This window comes from Streptomyces sp. NBC_00454, from assembly GCF_041434015.1.
Classification (GTDB): domain Bacteria; phylum Actinomycetota; class Actinomycetes; order Streptomycetales; family Streptomycetaceae; genus Streptomyces.
Window position 1 is genome coordinate 6086643 of the sequence record NZ_CP107907.1, and the last position, 17018, is coordinate 6103660.

Annotated in this window: 14 protein-coding genes; 9 read left to right on the forward strand and 5 right to left on the reverse strand. The window is 72.4% G+C overall.

All coding sequences use genetic code 11. The annotated features are described in order from the left end of the window. Positions 1–24 precede the first annotated feature (24 nt). Positions 25–480, reverse strand: coding sequence for an Lrp/AsnC family transcriptional regulator (locus OHU74_RS27990; RefSeq protein WP_371618423.1), 456 nt, complete (start codon positions 478–480; stop codon positions 25–27). Positions 481–608: 128 nt separating this feature from the next. On the opposite strand from OHU74_RS27990, the gene OHU74_RS27995 reads away from it, so the two are divergent. Next, positions 609–1610, forward strand: coding sequence for an asparaginase (locus OHU74_RS27995; protein WP_371618424.1), 1002 nt, complete (start codon positions 609–611; stop codon positions 1608–1610). Between the two features lie 125 nt (positions 1611–1735). On the opposite strand, the gene meaB is transcribed toward OHU74_RS27995, so the two are convergent. The 4 genes from meaB to OHU74_RS28015 all read right to left on the reverse strand — a co-directional run bounded on the left by meaB (position 1736) and on the right by OHU74_RS28015 (position 8165). Next, positions 1736–2731 carry a methylmalonyl Co-A mutase-associated GTPase MeaB gene (gene meaB, locus OHU74_RS28000; protein ID WP_371618425.1) on the reverse strand — a complete coding sequence of 332 codons (996 nt, stop codon included), beginning with the start codon at positions 2729–2731 and terminating at the stop codon, positions 1736–1738. A 5-nt stretch (positions 2732–2736) separates the two neighbouring features. Continuing rightward, positions 2737–4932 (reverse strand): methylmalonyl-CoA mutase, encoded by a 2196-nt coding sequence (gene scpA, locus OHU74_RS28005; RefSeq protein WP_371618426.1) that lies wholly within the window; start codon positions 4930–4932, stop codon positions 2737–2739. Further along, positions 4929–6788: a methylmalonyl-CoA mutase family protein gene (locus tag OHU74_RS28010; RefSeq protein ID WP_371618427.1), complete on the reverse strand. Its 1860-nt coding sequence runs from the start codon at positions 6786–6788 to the stop codon at positions 4929–4931. The genes scpA and OHU74_RS28010 overlap by 4 nt, the downstream gene beginning before the upstream one ends. A 183-nt stretch (positions 6789–6971) precedes the next feature. Continuing rightward, complete coding sequence (locus OHU74_RS28015) at positions 6972–8165, reverse strand: cytochrome P450 (RefSeq protein ID WP_371618428.1); 1194 nt, start codon at positions 8163–8165, stop codon at positions 6972–6974. 868 nt (positions 8166–9033) lie between these two features. Between OHU74_RS28015 and OHU74_RS28020 the strand changes: the two genes are divergently transcribed. From OHU74_RS28020 to OHU74_RS28055, 8 genes are all read left to right on the forward strand, one after another. Continuing rightward, positions 9034–10002, forward strand: coding sequence for a TauD/TfdA dioxygenase family protein (locus OHU74_RS28020; protein WP_371618429.1), 969 nt, complete (start codon positions 9034–9036; stop codon positions 10000–10002). Positions 10003–10057: 55 nt separating this feature from the next. Further along, entirely contained in the window at positions 10058–10615 is a 558-nt protein-coding gene (gene ssuE, locus OHU74_RS28025; protein ID WP_371618430.1) for an NADPH-dependent FMN reductase, read from the forward strand. A 97-nt stretch (positions 10616–10712) separates the two neighbouring features. Beyond that, the gene (locus OHU74_RS28030; protein WP_371618431.1) at positions 10713–11747 is read left to right on the forward strand and encodes an ABC transporter substrate-binding protein; all 1035 of its coding nucleotides are present in this window, start codon (positions 10713–10715) and stop codon (positions 11745–11747) included. 8 nt (positions 11748–11755) lie between these two features. Then, on the forward strand, positions 11756–12586 hold the full coding sequence (locus tag OHU74_RS28035; protein ID WP_330299095.1) for an ABC transporter ATP-binding protein: 831 nt from the start codon (positions 11756–11758) through the stop codon (positions 12584–12586). Next, entirely contained in the window at positions 12583–13521 is a 939-nt protein-coding gene (locus OHU74_RS28040; protein ID WP_371618432.1) for an ABC transporter permease, read from the forward strand. Before OHU74_RS28035 ends, OHU74_RS28040 begins: the two co-directional genes overlap by 4 nt. A 109-nt stretch (positions 13522–13630) precedes the next feature. Next, positions 13631–14983, forward strand: coding sequence for an LLM class flavin-dependent oxidoreductase (locus tag OHU74_RS28045; protein WP_371618433.1), 1353 nt, complete (start codon positions 13631–13633; stop codon positions 14981–14983). After that, positions 14980–16617 carry an FAD-dependent oxidoreductase gene (locus tag OHU74_RS28050; protein WP_371618434.1) on the forward strand — a complete coding sequence of 546 codons (1638 nt, stop codon included), beginning with the start codon at positions 14980–14982 and terminating at the stop codon, positions 16615–16617. The genes OHU74_RS28045 and OHU74_RS28050 overlap by 4 nt, the downstream gene beginning before the upstream one ends. After that, on the forward strand, positions 16614–16982 hold the full coding sequence (locus OHU74_RS28055) for a 4Fe-4S binding protein (protein ID WP_371618435.1): 369 nt from the start codon (positions 16614–16616) through the stop codon (positions 16980–16982). Before OHU74_RS28050 ends, OHU74_RS28055 begins: the two co-directional genes overlap by 4 nt. Positions 16983–17018 lie beyond the last annotated feature (36 nt).

Sequence of the window (17018 nt, forward strand, 5' to 3'; positions counted from 1 at the left end):
GCCGGCGGTGGCGCGGGGCCCGGTTCAGCCGTCCACCGGGAGGCCGGTGTGGGGCTTGATGCGCTTCATGACGATCTGCGAGTTGACCTCGGTGACGCCCGAGAGCGCGGTCAGCTTCTCGATCCAGAGGCGCTCGTACGCGCGCAGGTCCGCGACCGCGATGCGCAGGAGGCAGCCGGGGCTGCCGAAGAGGCGGTAGGCCTCGATCACGTCGGGGATGTCCTGGAGGGCCGCTTCGAAGGTTTCCACGGCTTCGCGGTCGCGGCGGACCTCGACCGAGACCAGCACCTCGAAGCCGCGGCCCACCGCCTCGGGGGCGATCATCGCGCGGTAGCCCTGGATGACCCCGTCCTGTTCGAGCTGGCGCACCCGCCGCATGCAGGGGGAGGGGGTCAGGCCCACGCGCTGGGCCAGCTCCTGGTTGCTGAGCCGGCCGTCGGCCTGGAGCTCGCGCAAGATATCTCGGTCGATGGCGTCCATCGCGCAATTATCACCTAGCCAGTGTTACGGGAGGGGTCAAAGTAGCAATCGCGTTGCGCGTAGATCGGCCTACCATTGCGTTTTGCCGAAAATATGTACGAGCTGTGCTCGAGGGAAGGGCGGCCGACGTGGGACGCATCGTCGTCATCAGCACCGGCGGGACGATAGCCAGCCGCTGGCAGGGTTCCGGATTCGCGGCCGACGCCGACGGAGCCGAGGTCATGGCGACGGCGCCGCTGCCCGAAGGCGTGAGCGTCGAGGTCGTCGACCTGTTCAGCGTGAACAGCCCCCGGCTGACCACCGCCCACCAGCTCACCCTGCTGCGCACCGTGCACGAGGTGCTCGCCGACCCCGGCGTGGAGGGCATCGTGGTCACCCACGGCACCGACACGCTGGAGGAGTCGGCGTTCCTCGTCGACCTGCACCACCACGACGCGCGCTCCGTCGTCTTCACCGGATCCCAGCGCCCCATGGGCGCGGCGGACGGGGACGGCCCCGGCAATCTCTACGACGCCCTGCTGACCGCCGCGACCACGCGCGGGCTCGGCGTCCTGATCACCTTCGCCGGGCGGGTCCACGCGGCCCGGGGGACCGTGAAGGCGCAGGCGGTGGCGCTGGACGCGTTCGCCGACCCCTCCAAGGAACTGCTGGGCAAGGTCGGCTTCGGCAAGGTCACCGTGCTGCGGACGCCGGTCCGCCCCGAGCCGCTGGCGCTCCCGGGCATGCCGGAGGTTCCGCCGCGGGTCGACATGGTCATGCACCACGCGAACGGCGACCCGGTGCTGCTCAACGCCGCCGTGGCGGCGGGGGCGCAGGGCATCGTGCTGGTCGGCACCGGGGCCGGCAACGCGACGCCGGAGATCGTGGAAGCGGTCAAGGCGGCGATCGCGGCGGGCGTGCTGGTGGCTCTGACCACGCGGGTTGCCGCCGGGCCGGTGACGGAGATCTACACGCACGGTGGTGCGGTGGATCTGGTGGCGGCCGGGGCGGTGCCTACGGGGACGCTGCGGGCGCCTCAGGCGCGGATCGCGGTGCTTGCTGCTCTGCTGGCTGCCGATGCTCCCGAGGCGCGGGTGCGGGTGCTGCGGCAGGCTCTGGCCGCGGGTGGGCCGGTGCTCGTCTCCGCCTGAGGGTGAGGCTGGGGGCGGGCCGCTGCGCGGGGCCGTCCCCTACCCGCCCTTCCGCCGTTCCCCGGGGCTCCGCCCCGGACCCCGCGCCTCAAACGCCGGCGGGGCTGGATTCGCTGCGGCGGGGCTCAAGGGCGGCCCGGTTCGTCCGAGAAGGCCGCCAGGAGGTGGTCCGCGGCCAGGGTGGGGGTCAGGGTGCCCGCGCGGACGGCTGATTCCAGGGCGGGGGCCAGGTCCCGTACCGCCGGGCTGGAGCGCAGGCGCTCCAGGAGCTCGTCGCGGACCATCGACCAGGTCCACTCCACCTGCTGGGCCGCCCGCTTGGCCGTGAGGCGGCCGCCCGACTCCAGGAGCCGGCGGTGCTGCTCCAGGCGGTTCCACACCTCGTCCAGGCCCGTCGACTCCCGCGCGCTGCACGTCAGGACCGGTGGGGTCCAGGCCGCGTCGGCCGGGTGCATCAGGCGCAGCGCGCTCGACAGCTCGCGGGCCGCCGACTTCGCGTCGCGTTCGTGCGGGCCGTCCGCCTTGTTGACGGCGAGCACGTCGGCGAGCTCCAGGACGCCCTTCTTGATGCCCTGGAGCTGGTCGCCCGTACGGGCCAGGGACAGCAGGAGGAAGGAGTCGACCATACCGGCGACCGTGGTCTCCGACTGGCCCACGCCGACCGTCTCGACGAGGACCACGTCGTAGCCCGCCGCCTCCATCACGATCATCGATTCCCGGGTGGCCTTGGCCACGCCACCCAGGGTGCCCGCCGAGGGGGAGGGGCGGACGAAGGCCGCCGGATCCACCGACAGGCGCTCCATCCGGGTCTTGTCGCCCAGGATGGAGCCGCCCGTACGGGTGGACGAAGGGTCTACGGCCAGGACCGCGACCCGGTGGCCCAGCCCCGTCAGCATCGTGCCGAAGGCGTCGATGAAGGTGGACTTGCCCACCCCCGGGACCCCGCTGATGCCGATCCGGCGCGCCCGCCCCGAGTGCGGCAGGAGCTCCGTCAGCAGCTGCTGGGCCAGGGGCCGGTGGGCGGGCAGGGTGGACTCGACGAGGGTGATCGCGCGGGCGATGAACGCGCGCTTCCCGTCGAGGACACCCTTGACGTAGGTCTCGATGTCGATCCTGGGCACGGCGGCTACAGCTCGTGGCCCAGGTCCGCGGCCAGCCGCGTCACCAGGTCGTGCGCCGCGTCCGGGATGACCGTGCCCGGCAGGAAGACCGCCGCCGCACCCATCTCCAGGAGGGTGGGGACGTCCGCCGGCGGGATGACCCCGCCCACCACGATCATGATGTCCTCGCGGCCCTCCACCGCCAGCTGCTCGCGCAGTGCCGGTACGAGGGTCAGGTGGCCGGCCGCCAGCGAGGAGACGCCCACCACGTGGACGTCCGCCTCGACGGCCTGGCGGGCCACTTCCTCCGGGGTCTGGAACAGCGGGCCGACGTCCACGTCGAAGCCCAGGTCGGCGAAGGCGGTCGCGATCACCTTCTGGCCGCGGTCGTGCCCGTCCTGGCCCATCTTGGCGACCAGGATGCGCGGGCGCCGTCCTTCCGCCTCCTCGAAGCGGTCGACGAGCGCGCGGGTGCGCTCCACGGACGGGGACTCGCCTGCCTCGGTTCGGTACACACCCGAGATCGTACGGATCTGGCTCGCGTGGCGTCCGTACACCTTCTCCAGTGCGTCCGAGATCTCACCGACCGTCGCCTTGGCGCGCGCCGCGTCCACGGCCAGCGCGAGGAGGTTGCCCTCGCCGCGCGAAGCGGCGTTCGTCAGCGCCCGCAGGGTGTCCTGGGTGACTGCCTCGTCGCGCTCCTCGCGCAGCCGGCGCAGCTTCTCGATCTGCTGGGTGCGCACCGAGGAGTTGTCGACGCGCAGGACGTCGATCTGCTCGTCGGTGGCCACGCGGTACTTGTTGACGCCGATCACCGGCTGGCGGCCCGAGTCGATACGGGCCTGCGTGCGGGCGGCGGCCTCCTCCACGCGGAGCTTGGGGATGCCCGCGTCGATGGCCTGCGCCATGCCGCCGGCCGCCTCGACCTCCTGGATGTGCTGCCAGGCCCGGCGCGCGAGATCGTAGGTCAGCTTCTCCACGTAGGCGCTGCCGCCCCACGGGTCGATGGTCCGGCAGGTGCCCGACTCCTGCTGCAGGAGCAGCTGGGTGTTGCGGGCGATGCGCGCCGAGAAGTCCGTCGGCAGGGCCAGGGCCTCGTCGAGGGCGTTGGTGTGCAGGGACTGGGTGTGGCCCTGGGTGGCCGCCATCGCCTCGATGCAGGTGCGCGTCACGTTGTTGAAGACGTCCTGGGCGGTGAGCGACCAGCCCGAGGTCTGCGAATGGGTGCGCAGGGAAAGGGACTTGGCGTTCTTCGGGGCGAACTGCTTGACCAGGCGCGCCCACAGGAGGCGGGCCGCACGCAGCTTCGCCACCTCCATGAAGAAGTTCATGCCGATCGCCCAGAAGAACGACAGGCGCGGGGCGAAGGCGTCCACGTTCAGCCCGACGGCCTGTCCGGCCCGCAGGTACTCCACGCCGTCGGCGAGGGTGTACGCGAGCTCCAGGTCGGCCGTGGCCCCGGCCTCCTGGATGTGGTAGCCGGAGATCGAGATGGAGTTGTAGCGCGGCATCTTCTCCGAGGTGAAGGAGAAGATGTCCGAGATGATCCGCATCGAGGGCTTCGGCGGATAGATGTAGGTGTTGCGGACCATGAACTCTTTGAGGATGTCGTTCTGGATGGTCCCGGCGAGCTTGTCGGGGGAGACGCCCTGCTCCTCCGCCGCCACGATGTAGAGGGCGAGGACCGGCAGCACCGCGCCGTTCATCGTCATCGACACCGTCATCTTGTCCAGCGGAATGCCGTCGAAGAGCTGGCGCATGTCGTAGATCGAGTCGATGGCCACGCCCGCCATGCCGACATCGCCGGTCACGCGCGGGTGGTCGCTGTCGTAGCCGCGGTGCGTGGGCAGGTCGAAGGCGATCGACAGGCCCTTCTGGCCGGACGCGAGGTTGCGCCGGTAGAAGGCGTTGGACTCCTCGGCCGTGGAGAAACCGGCGTACTGCCGGATCGTCCAGGGCTGGTTGACGTACATCGTCGGGTACGGCCCGCGCAGGTACGGGGCCACGCCCGGGTACGTGTGGAGGAAGTCCAGGCCCTCCAGGTCCCGGCCCGTGTACAGCGGTTGCACGCCGATGCCCTCGGGCGTCTCCCACAGCAGCTCGGCGGCGCCGGAGCCGGTGGACTCCTTGAGGGCCGTGCGCCACTGGTCCTCGGAACCGGCGGCCGGGGCCCCGCCGGTCAGCGGGAGTTCGGAGAAATCGGGGATCCCTGTGCTGCTCAAGACGACACTCCCATCCGGTCGAGTACGGAGGACAGCACGGCGACCGCGTCGCAGCCGGCGAAGACGTACTCGTCCACGGCCGACGCGGCGGTGCCCGGCTTGCCCGCGAGGAACACGGTCGTCGCGCCCGCCGAGCGCAGCGCCGCGGCCACCGCCTCGGCCTGCTCCTCGTACAGCGCGTCGCTGGAGCACAGCACGGCCATGCCGTCCGCGCCGCTCGCCGCGTAGGCCGCCGCGGCCGTGTCGGGGGTCACCGACACCGGGTCGTGGACCGGGGTGACGCCGCCCGCCTGGAAGAGGTTGGAGGCGAAGGTGGCGCGCCCGGTGTGGGCGGCCGCCGGGCCCAGCGCGGCCAGGAAGACCGTGGGCCGCTTGCCCGTGGCCGCCAGGTGCGCGTCGCTGCGGGCGCGCAGGGCCTCGTACGCCTCGTCGCGGCGGACGCGGGGGAGTCCGCCGGTGAGCGGGGCCGGAGCCGGTTCCCGTACCACCGGCTTCTCGGAGAGCAGCGGGAACTCGCTGACTCCGGTGATGGGTTCGCGGCGCTTGGCCAGCTTCTTGGACCGCTCCGCCCAGGTGGCGGCGAGACGTTCGGCCACCAGCCCGGAGCGCAGGGCGGCGGCCTGGCCGCCGGCCTTCTCGACGGTCTGGAAGAACTCCCAGGCGGCGTGCGCGATTTCGTCCGTGAGCTGCTCGACGTAGTACGAGCCGCCGGCCGGGTCGATCACGCGGGCCAGGTGGGACTCCTCCATCAGGATGGTGGAGGTGTTGCGGGACACGCGGCGCGCGAACGCGTCGGGCAGGCCCAGCTCCTGGTCGAAGGGGAGCACGGTCACCGCGTCCGCGCCGCCCACGCCCGCCGCCATGCAGGCGACGGTGGTGCGCAGCATGTTCACCCACGGGTCGCGGCGGGTCATCATCACGGGCGAGGTCACGGCGTGCTGGCGCTGGGCTCCGGCCTGCGGGGCCCCGCAGGCCTCGGCGATCCGGGACCACAGGCGGCGCGCGGCGCGCAGCTTGGCGATGGTGAGGAACTGGTCGGCGGTGGCGGCGTAGCGGAACTCCAGCTGCCCGAGCGCGGCTTCCGTGCCCAGACCCGCCCCGGTGAGGGCGCGCAGGTAGGCGACCCCGGTGGCCAGCGAGAGCCCCAGCTCCTCGGCGGCGCTGCCGCCCGCCTCGTGATAGGGCAGGGCGTCGACGGTCAGGGCGCGTACGTGGGGCCAGGCGGCGGCCGTCTCCGCGGCGAGGCCGGCGGCCTCCGCCAGGTCGAGGGCCTCACCCGTACGGGCCTCGTGGCCCAGCGGGTCGGCGCCCAGGGAAGCGTGCGCGGCCTCGGGCTCCACCCCGCGCTCGGTGTACAGCGCGAGCAGGGCCCGAGCCGCCTCCGCGTACTGGGCCCCGGGGTCCAGGGAGACGGGGGCGAGATCGAGGTAGACCCCCTCCAGCGCGCGGGCGAGCCCGGCGGCGGGCAGGCCCGCGTCGCCCACGGCCAGCCACAGCGAGGTGGTGCCGTTCTCCAGGTCGGCCAGGGCCGCGTCGTTCACCCGTACGGGGTCGGTGCCGGCGATCCGCTGGCGCACGTCCCAGCCCGAGGCGGCATTGCCCGCGGCGCTGCCTCCCCGTACGAAGGGCGCGAACCCCGGAAAACCGGTGTCGGGCGCGGCTTCGGGCGCGGTGTACAGCGGGCGGGTGGTGAGCCCGTCCTCGAGCTTCGTGGACAACGCGTCTTCCGCTGCCTCGCCGGAAACTTCCTTGCCCGACTTGCGCAGCACGCCCTCTACCAGGCGCTGCCACTGCTCATGCGTCGCGTCAGGGAATTCGGCGGCCAAGGAGAGCCCGTCATCAGGCAGGACCGTCATGGCTCGAATGTTAGGGGCGGTTCACTGAGACCGCCTATAACCACCGGATGTGATCTCTCCCTCTCATGTGAGACGGGTGGCATCACGAAAGAGCGGCCCGGTCGGGGGTCCGGGGTGCGAACGGGGGGTGGACGCGGGCCCCCGCCGGGGCGTCTGCTCGGTACTCCTGCGGACTCCCCGGGGCTACCAGCGCACCGGGAGCTCGGTGACACCGCGCACCAGCGTGCCCGGGATCCACTCCGGCGGCCCCGCGTCCGGGTCCGCGGCCAGGTCCGGGAACCGCTCCAGCAGGGAGCGGACGGCGATCCGGGCCTCCATCCGGGCCAGCGGCGCGCCGAGACAGAAGTGGATCCCGTGCCCGAAGGCCAGGTGGCCCTGGGCGGCGCGGCGGATGTCGAAGGTGTCCGGATCCGGGAACCGCTCCCCGTCACGGTCGCCCGAGGCCAGCGAGACCAGGACGGGGGAGCCCGCAGTGATGGTCACACCGCCCAGGACCAGGTCCTCGGTGGCGAAGCGGGCGGTGGAGTTCTCCACCGGGCCGTCGTAGCGGAGCATCTCCTCGACGGCCCCGTCGAGCAGGCCGTCGTAGTCGGCGCGCAGGTCCGCGAGCTGCTCGGGGTGCGCGAGCAGGGCTCGTACCCCGTTGGAGATCAGATTGACGGTGGTCTCGTGCCCCGCGATCAGCAGCAGGTAGGCCATGCCGACGAGCTCGTCGGGAGAGAGGGAGTCGCCGTCCTCGTCCCGGGTCCGGATCAGCGCGCTGAGCAGGTCCTCGCCCGGCTTCTCGGTCTTGTCGGCCAGCAGGCCCACCAGATAGGTGGTCATCGCCGCGAGCACCGGACCGAGCTGCTCGGCGGTGCCGATGGGAGCGGACACGATCTGGGAGGACCAGTCGTGGAACTGCTCCCGGTCGAGGTCGGGGACCCCGAGGAGCTCGCAGATGACGGTCATCGGGACCGGGAGGGCCAGCGCCTGGATCAGGTCGGCGGACCGGGAGGGAGCCGCCTCCATCGCGTCGAGGAGCTCGTCGGTGACCTGCTGGACGCGCGGGCGCAGGGCCTCGACGCGGCGCGGGGTGAACTCCCGGGAGACCAGCTTGCGCAGCCGGGTGTGGTGGGGCGGGTCCGATTCGAGCATGTTGGTGCTGGTCGCCCCGAGCAGCGCCTTGTCGAACTCGGCGTAAGCGCTGGGGTTCTTGGCCAGCCGCGGGTTCCCCAGGGCCTGGCGGGCCTCTTCGTAGCCCACGACCAGCCAGAGCGGCAGGCCGTTGGCGCCCATGACCTGATGGACGGGACCGGCCGCGCGGAGCCCGGCGTAGGTGGGGTAGGGGTTCGCGTTGAACTCCCCGTCGGGGGAGCTGAGGTCGACTAGAGCCATCGGGCCAGCCTACGACCGCTGTTGATCAACCGGGCGGCCGTTTTCCGGCCAGCTGTTACTGGCCGGTTCCCTGGGGCCTGTCGTCAAATTGCCGTCTGCCCCGCGACGCCTGGCACGCACTCTCGCCGCACCGGGCGAAAGCCCTCGTACGTCCAGTACGCGGACTTCCGCCCGGCACGCCGAGAGCACGCACCAGACGCCGCGGGGCCGCCCTCCGGGCGACGACGGCACTTTGACGACAGGCCCTGGTCCGGGCGTGGCGGGTGCGTTGCGGCCGCATGAAATCAGCCCACGGTTTTCGGCCGCGGCGAAGGCGCCGGGAAAGGGTGAAAGGGCAGGTCGGAGGTGGTTCACCGGGTGGTCCCGGGGCGCCGCATCGGGCCGTGGACCGGGGTTGACCGGCAGTGGGGGCGCTGGCAGTCTCCGGGACATGACCGCGATCGAGTTCCTCGCCCCGCGGCTCCACACCACCGGCCTCTGTACCGCGCCGGGCGAGTGTCAGGGCCGCTGTCCGGCCCCGCGCCTCTTCTGATCCGAAGCGCCCTTCCCGCCGCTCACGGCCGCTCTCGGCTGCCGGGCTCCAGGCCGTCCCGTCCAGGGACCGCCGGTGCCCGCCGCCTCCTGCGGCCGCCGGCCGTGCGCTGACCGCCGTCAGCCGTCCGTCGCCCCGGTCTGCCGCTCGTGACCCCTGGTCCGGCGTTCACCGCTCGCCGGTGCGCGCCGCCCGCCGTCATTCGCCCCGCCGTCAGTGGCCCGACCGTCACCGGCCACCGCCTCCGCCCTGCCCTGTCCGGCTCGGGCGGCAGCCCACGGGCTGCCCGCCCCGCCGTCTCCCGCCCTCCGCCGCGGAAACACCCAAGGAGCCATCATGACCACTGCCACCCGCACCGACCTCACCGTGACCAGGATCGGCGGCCGGATCGGCGCCGAGATCGGCGGGGTCCGCCTCGGCGGCGAGCTCGGAGCCGGCACCGTCGCCGGGATCCGGGCCGCGCTCCTCACCCACAAGGTCGTCTTCTTCCGGGGCCAGGACCACCTCGACGAGGCCGGGCACGAGGCCTTCGCCCAGCTGCTCGGCGCGCCCGTCGCGCACCCCACCGTCCCCTCCGCGGACGGGCGTTACGCCCTCGGCATCGACTCCCACCACGGAGCGCGCGCCAATCAGTGGCACACGGACGTCACCTTCGTCCCCGCCTATCCCGCCTTCTCCATCCTGCGCGCCGTCACCATCCCCCCGTACGGGGGCGACACCCTGTGGGCCAACACGGCCACCGCGTACGCCCACCTTCCCGAGCCGCTGCGCGTCCTGGCCGACAGCCTGCGCGCCGTGCACTCCAACGAGTACGACTACGCGGCCCTGAAGCCCGAAGCGCTTCCCGAGGCGCTCGCCCAGTACCGCGAGGTCTTCACCTCCACCAAGTTCCTGACCGAGCACCCGGTGGTCCGCGTCCACCCCGAGACCGGCGAACGCACCCTGCTGCTCGGCAACTTCGTCCAGCGGATCAACGGACTCACCGGCCGCGACGCGCGCCTCCTCCAGGAGCTCTTCCAGGCCCACATCGAGCTCCCCGAGAACACCGTCCGCTGGCAGTGGCAGGCCGGTGACGTCGCGATCTGGGACAACCGCGCCACCCAGCACTACGGGGTCGACGACTCCGACGACCACGAGCGCACCCTGCGCCGCGTCACGGTCGACGGCGACGTCCCGGTCGGCCCCGACGGGGTCCCGTCCCGGCTGATCAGCCCGGAGGCCGTCCCCGCCCCGTCCTTCGGCATCGCTTCGGGAGCATCCCGCGAAGCCGACGCCGACTCCGAGACCCCCGTCACCGTCGCCTGACCGGCCCGTCCGGCCCGTCCGGCCCCCGCAGTCCCCGCCACCCAAGGAGCGTTCCGTGCCCAAGCTGCTCGCCCTCACCGGCAGCCCCTCCACCAACTCCCGCACCGCCGTCGTCGCCGACCACGTGCTGCACCGCCTGAACCACGCCGGCTTCGACACCGCCCACCTCGCCGTCCGCGAGCTCCCCGCCGCAGACCTGCTCTCCGCCCGCCGCGGCGAGCCGGAGATCCGCCGGGCCCTCGAAGCCGTCGCCGAAGCCGACGGGATAGTCATCGCGACCCCCGTCTACAAGGCCTCGTACACCGGGCTGCTCAAGGCCTTCCTCGACCTGCTCCCGCAGGACGGGCTGGCCGGGAAGACCGTGCTGCCGCTGGCCACGGGCGGCTCCCTCGCCCACGTCCTGACCATCGACTACGCGCTGCGTCCCGTCCTCACCGCGCTCGGTGCCCGGCACGTCACCGCCGGCCGCTTCGTCCTCGACTCCTCCGTCGAGCGCGGGGCCGGCCCCGACCGGCTGCGGCCCGAGGCGGAGCTGGACCTCTTCCAGGCCGTCGACGAGTTCGCCGACGCCCTGCGCGCGGCCGAGTCCGCCGCCCTCACCACCGCGCACTGACCTCCGTACGGAACCACCCGCCGGACCGCCAGACCGCCACACCCGCCAGACCCGCCGACCCGCCAGACCCGCCCGACCGGATCGACAAGGAATCGTCATGCCCGCAGCCTTCACCACGACCCGTACCTCCCGACGCCAGTTCCTCACCCTGCTCGGCATTTCGGCGGCCGCGGTGAGCTGCGGGACGGCCACCGCCACCAGCGGCTCCGGCGGCGAACAGATCACCTCCCTGAAGTACCAGGGATCGGTCGGCGCGGTCAGCCTCCCCGAACTCGCCGCCGACCTCGGCTACTTCGGTGACGTCACCCTCGACTGGGTCGGCAACACCATCAGCGGCCCCCAGGACATCCAGTCCGCCGCCACCGGCCAGACCCACTTCGGCAGCGCCTTCAACGGCGCCGTCATCAAGCTCGCCTCCACCAAGGCGCCGATCAAGGCCGTCATCTCCTCGTACGGCTCCGACCAGTACTCCTACGGCGGCTACTACGTCCTGGAGGACAGCCCGATCCGCTCGGCCCGCGACCTGATCGGCAAGAAGGTCGGCATGAACACCCTGGGCGCCCACTACCAGGCCCTGCTCGACATCTACCTGAGCCGGGGAGGCCTCTCCAAGGCCGACGCGGACAAGGTCGAGCCGCTCGTGGTGCCGCCCGTCAACACCGAACAGTCGCTGCGCCAGAAGCAGATCGAGGTCGGTGTGCTCACCGGAGTCCTGCGCGACAAGGCCCTCGCGGCCGGCGGCATCCGCCCGTTGTTCACCGACGTCGAACTGCTGGGCCCGTTCAGCGCCGGGACCTACATCATGACCGACCGCTTCATCAAGCAGAACCCGGACACCGTCCGGACCTTCACCACGGGCGTGGCCAAGGCCATCGAGTGGTCCCGCACCACCCCGCGCGAGGAGGTCATCGCGCGGATGACGGAGATCGTCAAGAAGCGCGGTCGCAACGAGGACACCGCCACCCTGCAGTACTGGCACTCGTACGGGGTCGCCGAGACGGGCGGCCGGATCGCCGACAAGGAATTCCAGCTGTGGCTCGACTGGCTGGGCGATCGCGGCGAGATCAAGAAGGGCCAGCTCAAGGCGGCCGACCTCTACACCAACGAGTTCAACGGATACGGGAAGGGCTGACGCACGCCATGGCGAAGATCGTGTTCGACTCCGTGACGAAGACCTTCCCGACGAAGGACAAGAAGGGCCGCAGGGACAAGGGGGAGTTCACCGCCCTCGACGGCATCGACCTGGAGATCGAGGCGGGGGAGTTCGTGGTCGTCGTCGGCCCCAGCGGCTGCGGCAAGTCCACCCTCCTCGACCTGCTGGGCGGCCTGACCCGCCCCACGACCGGCCGGATCCTGCTCGACGGCAAGCCGGTCACCGGGCCGGGGCTGGACCGGGGCATCGTCTTCCAGCAGTACGCGCTGCTGCCCTGGCGCACCGCGCTCGGGAACATCGAATTCGGCCTGGAGGCCACCGGCGTCCCGCGCCGTCAACGAACCGCACGGGCCCGTGAGTTCCTGGACCTCGTCGGGCTCACCGGCTTCGAGGACCGCCACCCGCACGAGCTGTCCGGAGGCATGCGCCAGCGGGTCGCCATCGCGCGCTCCCTCGCGTACGACCCGGACGTCCTGCTGATGGACGAACCCTTCGCCGCGCTCGACGCGCAGACCCGCGAGTCCCTCCAGGACGAGCTGCGCCGCATCTGGCAGAGCACCGGCAAGACGGTCGTGTTCATCACGCACGGCATCGAGGAAGCCGTCTACCTCGGGCAGCGGGTGGCCGTCATCACCTCCCGCCCCGGACGGGTCAAGGAGGTCGTCCCGGTGTCCTTCGGCGACCGGTCCGCCGGAGCGACCGGCGAAGACCTGCGATCCAGCCCGGAGTTCGCCCGCTACCGCCACGAGATCTGGACCCTGCTCCACGACGAGGTGGCCCGCGCCCAGCAACTGGAGAAGGAGGAGGCCACCGTATGAGCAGCACCGTGGTGGAGACGACCGCGCAAGCACCGGCGGACGCGGTATCAGAAAATGACGCGGCAACAGAAAATACGGAAACGGCCGTACGAAGCCCTGCGCCCCCCAAGACCGAGGGCCCGACCCGGTCTTCGGCGTCGGCGCCGACTTCGATCCCCGCCCCGGCCCTGCGCGTCCTGCACGCGCTGCGAGCCGTGGCACTGCGCTCGGCGGCGATCCTCGCCCTGCTCGCGGTGTGGGAGGCGGCGCCCCGGCTGGGACTGGTCGACGCCACGTTCCTGCCGCCGGTCAGCGAGGTCGCCAAGGCCTGGTGGGAGCTGCTCGGCGACGGACAGCTCGCCGAGCACACCCAGGCCAGCCTGGTCCGCTCGTTCGGCGGCTTCGGCATCGCTGTGGCGGTCGCGGTCCCGCTCGGGCTGCTGATCGGCTGGTACCGGCCGGTGGCCCTGCTGCTCGGACCGCTGCTGGAGGTCTTCCGCAACACGGCGGCGCTGGCGCTGCTGCCGGTGTTCGTGCTGCTGCTGGGCATCGGGGAGACCTCGAAGATCTCGATCGTCGTGTACGCCTGCGTCTGGCCGATCCTGCTGAACACCATCAGCGCCGTCGGCAACGCCGATCCGACGCTCGTGAGACTGGCGCGGTCGATGGACCTGTCCACGCCCAGGCTGTTCCAGAAGGTGATCCTGCCCGCGTCGGTGCCCGCCATCTTCACCGGGATCCGGCTGGCCGGGGCGGTGTCCATCCTGGTCCTGGTGGCCGCCGAGATGATCGGCGCCAAGGCCGGGCTCGGCTACCTGATCAACGCCTCGCAGTTCAACTTCGCGATCCCGCAGATGTACGCCGGCATCGTCACGATCTCCGCGATCGGCTTGGCCTTCAACCAGCTCCTCGTCGCGGTGGAACGCCGCCTGAGCCTCTGGCGGGTTCCGTCCTGACCGGCGGCCCGTGCTGACCCGCAGCCCGATCCGGCCGCCGAACCGCGGCTCGATCCGCCCGCCGAACCCTTACGACTGACGACTGACGACTTCACCGAGGACCAAGAAAATGACTGCACCCCGGACCCTCCACCTCAACGCCTTCCTCATGAACGCCGGACACCACGACGCCGCCTGGCGCCACCCGGACAGCAGCCCCGAGCGCGTCACCGACCTTCGATACTTCCAGGAACTGGCCCGCACCGCCGAGCGCGGGCGGCTCGACTCGATCTTCTTCGCCGACGGGGTCGCCCTCTGGGGCAAGGCCCGCTACAACGCCGTCGGCGGGTTCGAGCCGCTCACGCTGCTCTCCGCGATCGCCGCCGTCACCGAGCACATCGGGCTCATCGCCACCGTCTCCACCACCTTCAACGAACCCTTCAACACCGCCAGGAAGTTCGCCTCCCTCGACCACATCAGCGGCGGCCGCGCCGGCTGGAACATCGTCACCTCCGGCAGCGTCGACGAGGCCCGCAACTTCAACCGGGACGAGCACCTGGAGCACAGCGTCCGCTACGAGCGGGCCCGCGAGTTCCTCGACGTGGCCACCAAGCTCTGGGACAGCTGGGAGGACGACGCGATCGTCCTGGACAAGGAAGCCGGCATCTACGCCGACACCGACAAGCTCCACCCCGCCGCGCACCGCGGAGAGCACTTCGGCGTCGCCGGCCCGCTCAACGTGCCCCGCTCCCCGCAGGGCCACCCGCTCCTCGTCCAGGCCGGGTCCTCGGAGGACGGCAAGGAGTTCGCCGCCCAGTACGCAGAGGCCGTCTTCACCGCCCAGCAGACCCTCGCCGACGGCCAGACCTTCTACAAGGACCTCAAGTCCCGCCTGGCCAAGTACGGCCGTTCCGAGGACCAGTTGCTCGTCCTGCCCGGCATCGCCCCCGTCATCGGCTCCACCGAGGCCGAGGCGAAGGCCCTGGAGCAGCAGCTCACCGACCTCCAGGTCCCGGAGTACGGCCTCGCGCAGCTCTCCAACATGCTGAACGTGGACCTCACCGGGCTGCCCCTCGACGGCGGACTGCCCGAGCTTCCCGAGGAGCGGGACGTCAACGGCAACAAGAGCCGGTTCACGCTCGTCGCCGAACTCGCCCGCCGCGACGGCCTGACCCTGCGCGAGCTGATCGCCCGGCTCGGCGCCGGCCGCGGCCACCGGGTCTTCGCCGGGACGCCCGAGCAGATCGCCGACCAGCTGGAGGAGTGGTTCACGCAAGGGGCCGCCGACGGGTTCAACATCATGGCGCCCGTGCTGCCCACCGGCCTCACCGACTTCGTCGACCACGTCGTGCCGATCCTCCAGCGGCGCGGCCTCTTCCGCACCGAGTACACCGGCGCGACCCTGCGCGAGAACTACGGGCTGGCCCGCCCCGCCAACCGTTACGCGACGGCGGCAGCGGCGGCGGCCGGAGGCGGCGCGTGAGCGAGCGCGCCGCCGACCGCCCCACCGAGCACCTCGCCGACGTGCTCGTCGTGGGCGGCGGACCCGCCGCCACCTGGGCCGCCCTCAAGGCGGCCCGGGCCGGGGCCTCGGTGGTCCTCGCCGACAAGGGGTACTGCGGCACCAGCGGAGCGACCGCCGCCGGCGGCACCGGCGTCTGGTACGTCCCGCCCGAGCCCGCCGCCCGTGAGGCCGCGATGGCCAGCCGGGAGGGGCTCGGCGGGTACCTGGCGGACCGGCGCTGGATGTCCCGGGTCCTCGACGAGACGTACGACCGGATGAACGAGCTGGCCACCGAGGTCCGCTACCCCTTCCCGGCCGGTCCCGACGGCCAGCCGCTGCTGGGCGGCCTCCAGGGCCCGGAGTACATGCGCCGCATGCGCATCCGGATCCGCCGCGCCGGGGTCCGGATCCTCGACCACAGCCCGGTCACCGAGCTGCTGACCGACGCGGACGGAGCCGTCGCGGGAGCCGCCGGCTACCGGCGCCAGGCCCGCGAGCACTACCGGGTGCTGGCCGGGGCCGTGGTGATCGCCACCGGCGGCTGCGCCTTCCTCAGCGGCGCGCTCGGCACCAACACCAACACCGGGGACGGGGCGCTCCTGGCCGCCGAAGCCGGGGCCGAGCTGTCCGGGATGGAGTTCTCGAACTCCTACGGGATCGCCCCCGAGGGCACGTCCGTGACCAAGACGGCCTTCTACACCTTCGCCACCTTCTACCGGGAGGACGGCAGCCTCCTGGAGGGAGCCGCCAGCCTCGGCGGCCGCTCCGTCATCGCCCGCGCGCTCCTCGACGGAGGCAAGGTGCACGCCCGCTTGGACCGGGCCGACGCCGGCGCCCAGGCCGCCATGCGGCGCGCGCAGCCGAACTTCTTCCTCACCTTCGACCGGCTCGGCATCAACCCGTTCACCGACCGCTTCGCCGTCACGCTGCTGGCCGAGGGGACCGTGCGCGGCACCGGCGGGATCCGGATCACCGGGGACGACTGCGCCACCGCGGTCCCGGGGCTGTACGCCGCCGGGGACGCGGCCACCCGCGAGGAGATCTGTGGGGGATTCACCGGAGGCGGCAGTCACAACGCCGCCTGGGCGATGTCCTCGGGCAGTTGGGCGGGGGCCGGGGCGGCCCGGTTCTCCCGCTCCCTCGCCTCGGGGCGGGCCGCCTGCCGGCCGGTCACCGGGGCGGGCGGGGCGGGGCTCCGCCCGACGGGGGGCACCGGGTCCGTCCACGGACACGGGGACAGCGGAGAACTCGTAGGACTCGTACGGCTCGTCCAGGACGAGGTGCTGCCGTACGACAAGAACTACCTGCGCCACGGCGATGTCCTCGCCGCATCCCTCGCCACGCTCGACGGGGCGTGGGCGCAGCTGCGCGGCTCCCTGCGCGGCGAGGGCGCCGGCCTGGTCAAGGCCCGGCAGGCCGCCGCCATGACGGCGCACGCCCGCTGGATGTACGCCTCCGCGCTGGCCCGCACCGAGAGCCGCGGCATGGCCCGCCGGCTCGACCATCCGCAGGAGGACCCGGCGCAGCACCACCGGATCGTGACCGGGGGACTCGACCGGGTGTGGACGCGTACGGTCCCGGCGGCGGCCGGCCGCAGGGGGGTGGCGGTGTGATCGAACTGGTCTCGGCCGAGCGGTGCATCGCCTGCGACAAGTGCGTGGAGGTGTGCCCGACGGACGTGTTCGAGCGCGGGCCGGACGGGATCCCCGTGCTGGCGCGGCAGCAGGACTGTCAGACCTGCTTCCTGTGCGAGGCCAACTGCCCGGTGGACGCGCTGTTCGTGTCCCCGCTGACCCGGCCGCTCCCCGAGGACCCGGCCGTACGGGACGAGGCCGGGCTCGTCGGCCGCGGCCTGCTCGGCAGCTACCGGCGCGAGATCGGCTGGGGCGAGGGGCGCACACCGGGATCCCTGCGTGCGGTCGGCCCGTCCCTCGGCCCGGTGGGGGACCGGGGGGCGGCGCCGCCGATCACGTCCTGAGGGGGAAGGGAGGAAGGGGCGCGTGCCGCCGGAGCG

What these genes read in the sequence shown, in the direction of transcription:
- OHU74_RS27990 (WP_371618423.1), bottom strand. Translation starts at nt 480, where the DNA reads ATGGACGCCATCGACCGAGATATCTTGCGCGAGCTCCAGGCCGACGGC.
- OHU74_RS28010 (WP_371618427.1), bottom strand. Translation starts at nt 6,788, where the DNA reads ATGACGGTCCTGCCTGATGACGGGCTCTCCTTGGCCGCCGAATTCCCT.
- OHU74_RS28015 (WP_371618428.1), bottom strand. Translation starts at nt 8,165, where the DNA reads ATGGCTCTAGTCGACCTCAGCTCCCCCGACGGGGAGTTCAACGCGAAC.
- OHU74_RS28020 (WP_371618429.1), top strand. Translation starts at nt 9,034, where the DNA reads ATGACCACTGCCACCCGCACCGACCTCACCGTGACCAGGATCGGCGGC.
- OHU74_RS28030 (WP_371618431.1), top strand. Translation starts at nt 10,713, where the DNA reads ATGCCCGCAGCCTTCACCACGACCCGTACCTCCCGACGCCAGTTCCTC.
- OHU74_RS28035 (WP_330299095.1), top strand. Translation starts at nt 11,756, where the DNA reads ATGGCGAAGATCGTGTTCGACTCCGTGACGAAGACCTTCCCGACGAAG.
- OHU74_RS28040 (WP_371618432.1), top strand. Translation starts at nt 12,583, where the DNA reads ATGAGCAGCACCGTGGTGGAGACGACCGCGCAAGCACCGGCGGACGCG.
- OHU74_RS28045 (WP_371618433.1), top strand. Translation starts at nt 13,631, where the DNA reads ATGACTGCACCCCGGACCCTCCACCTCAACGCCTTCCTCATGAACGCC.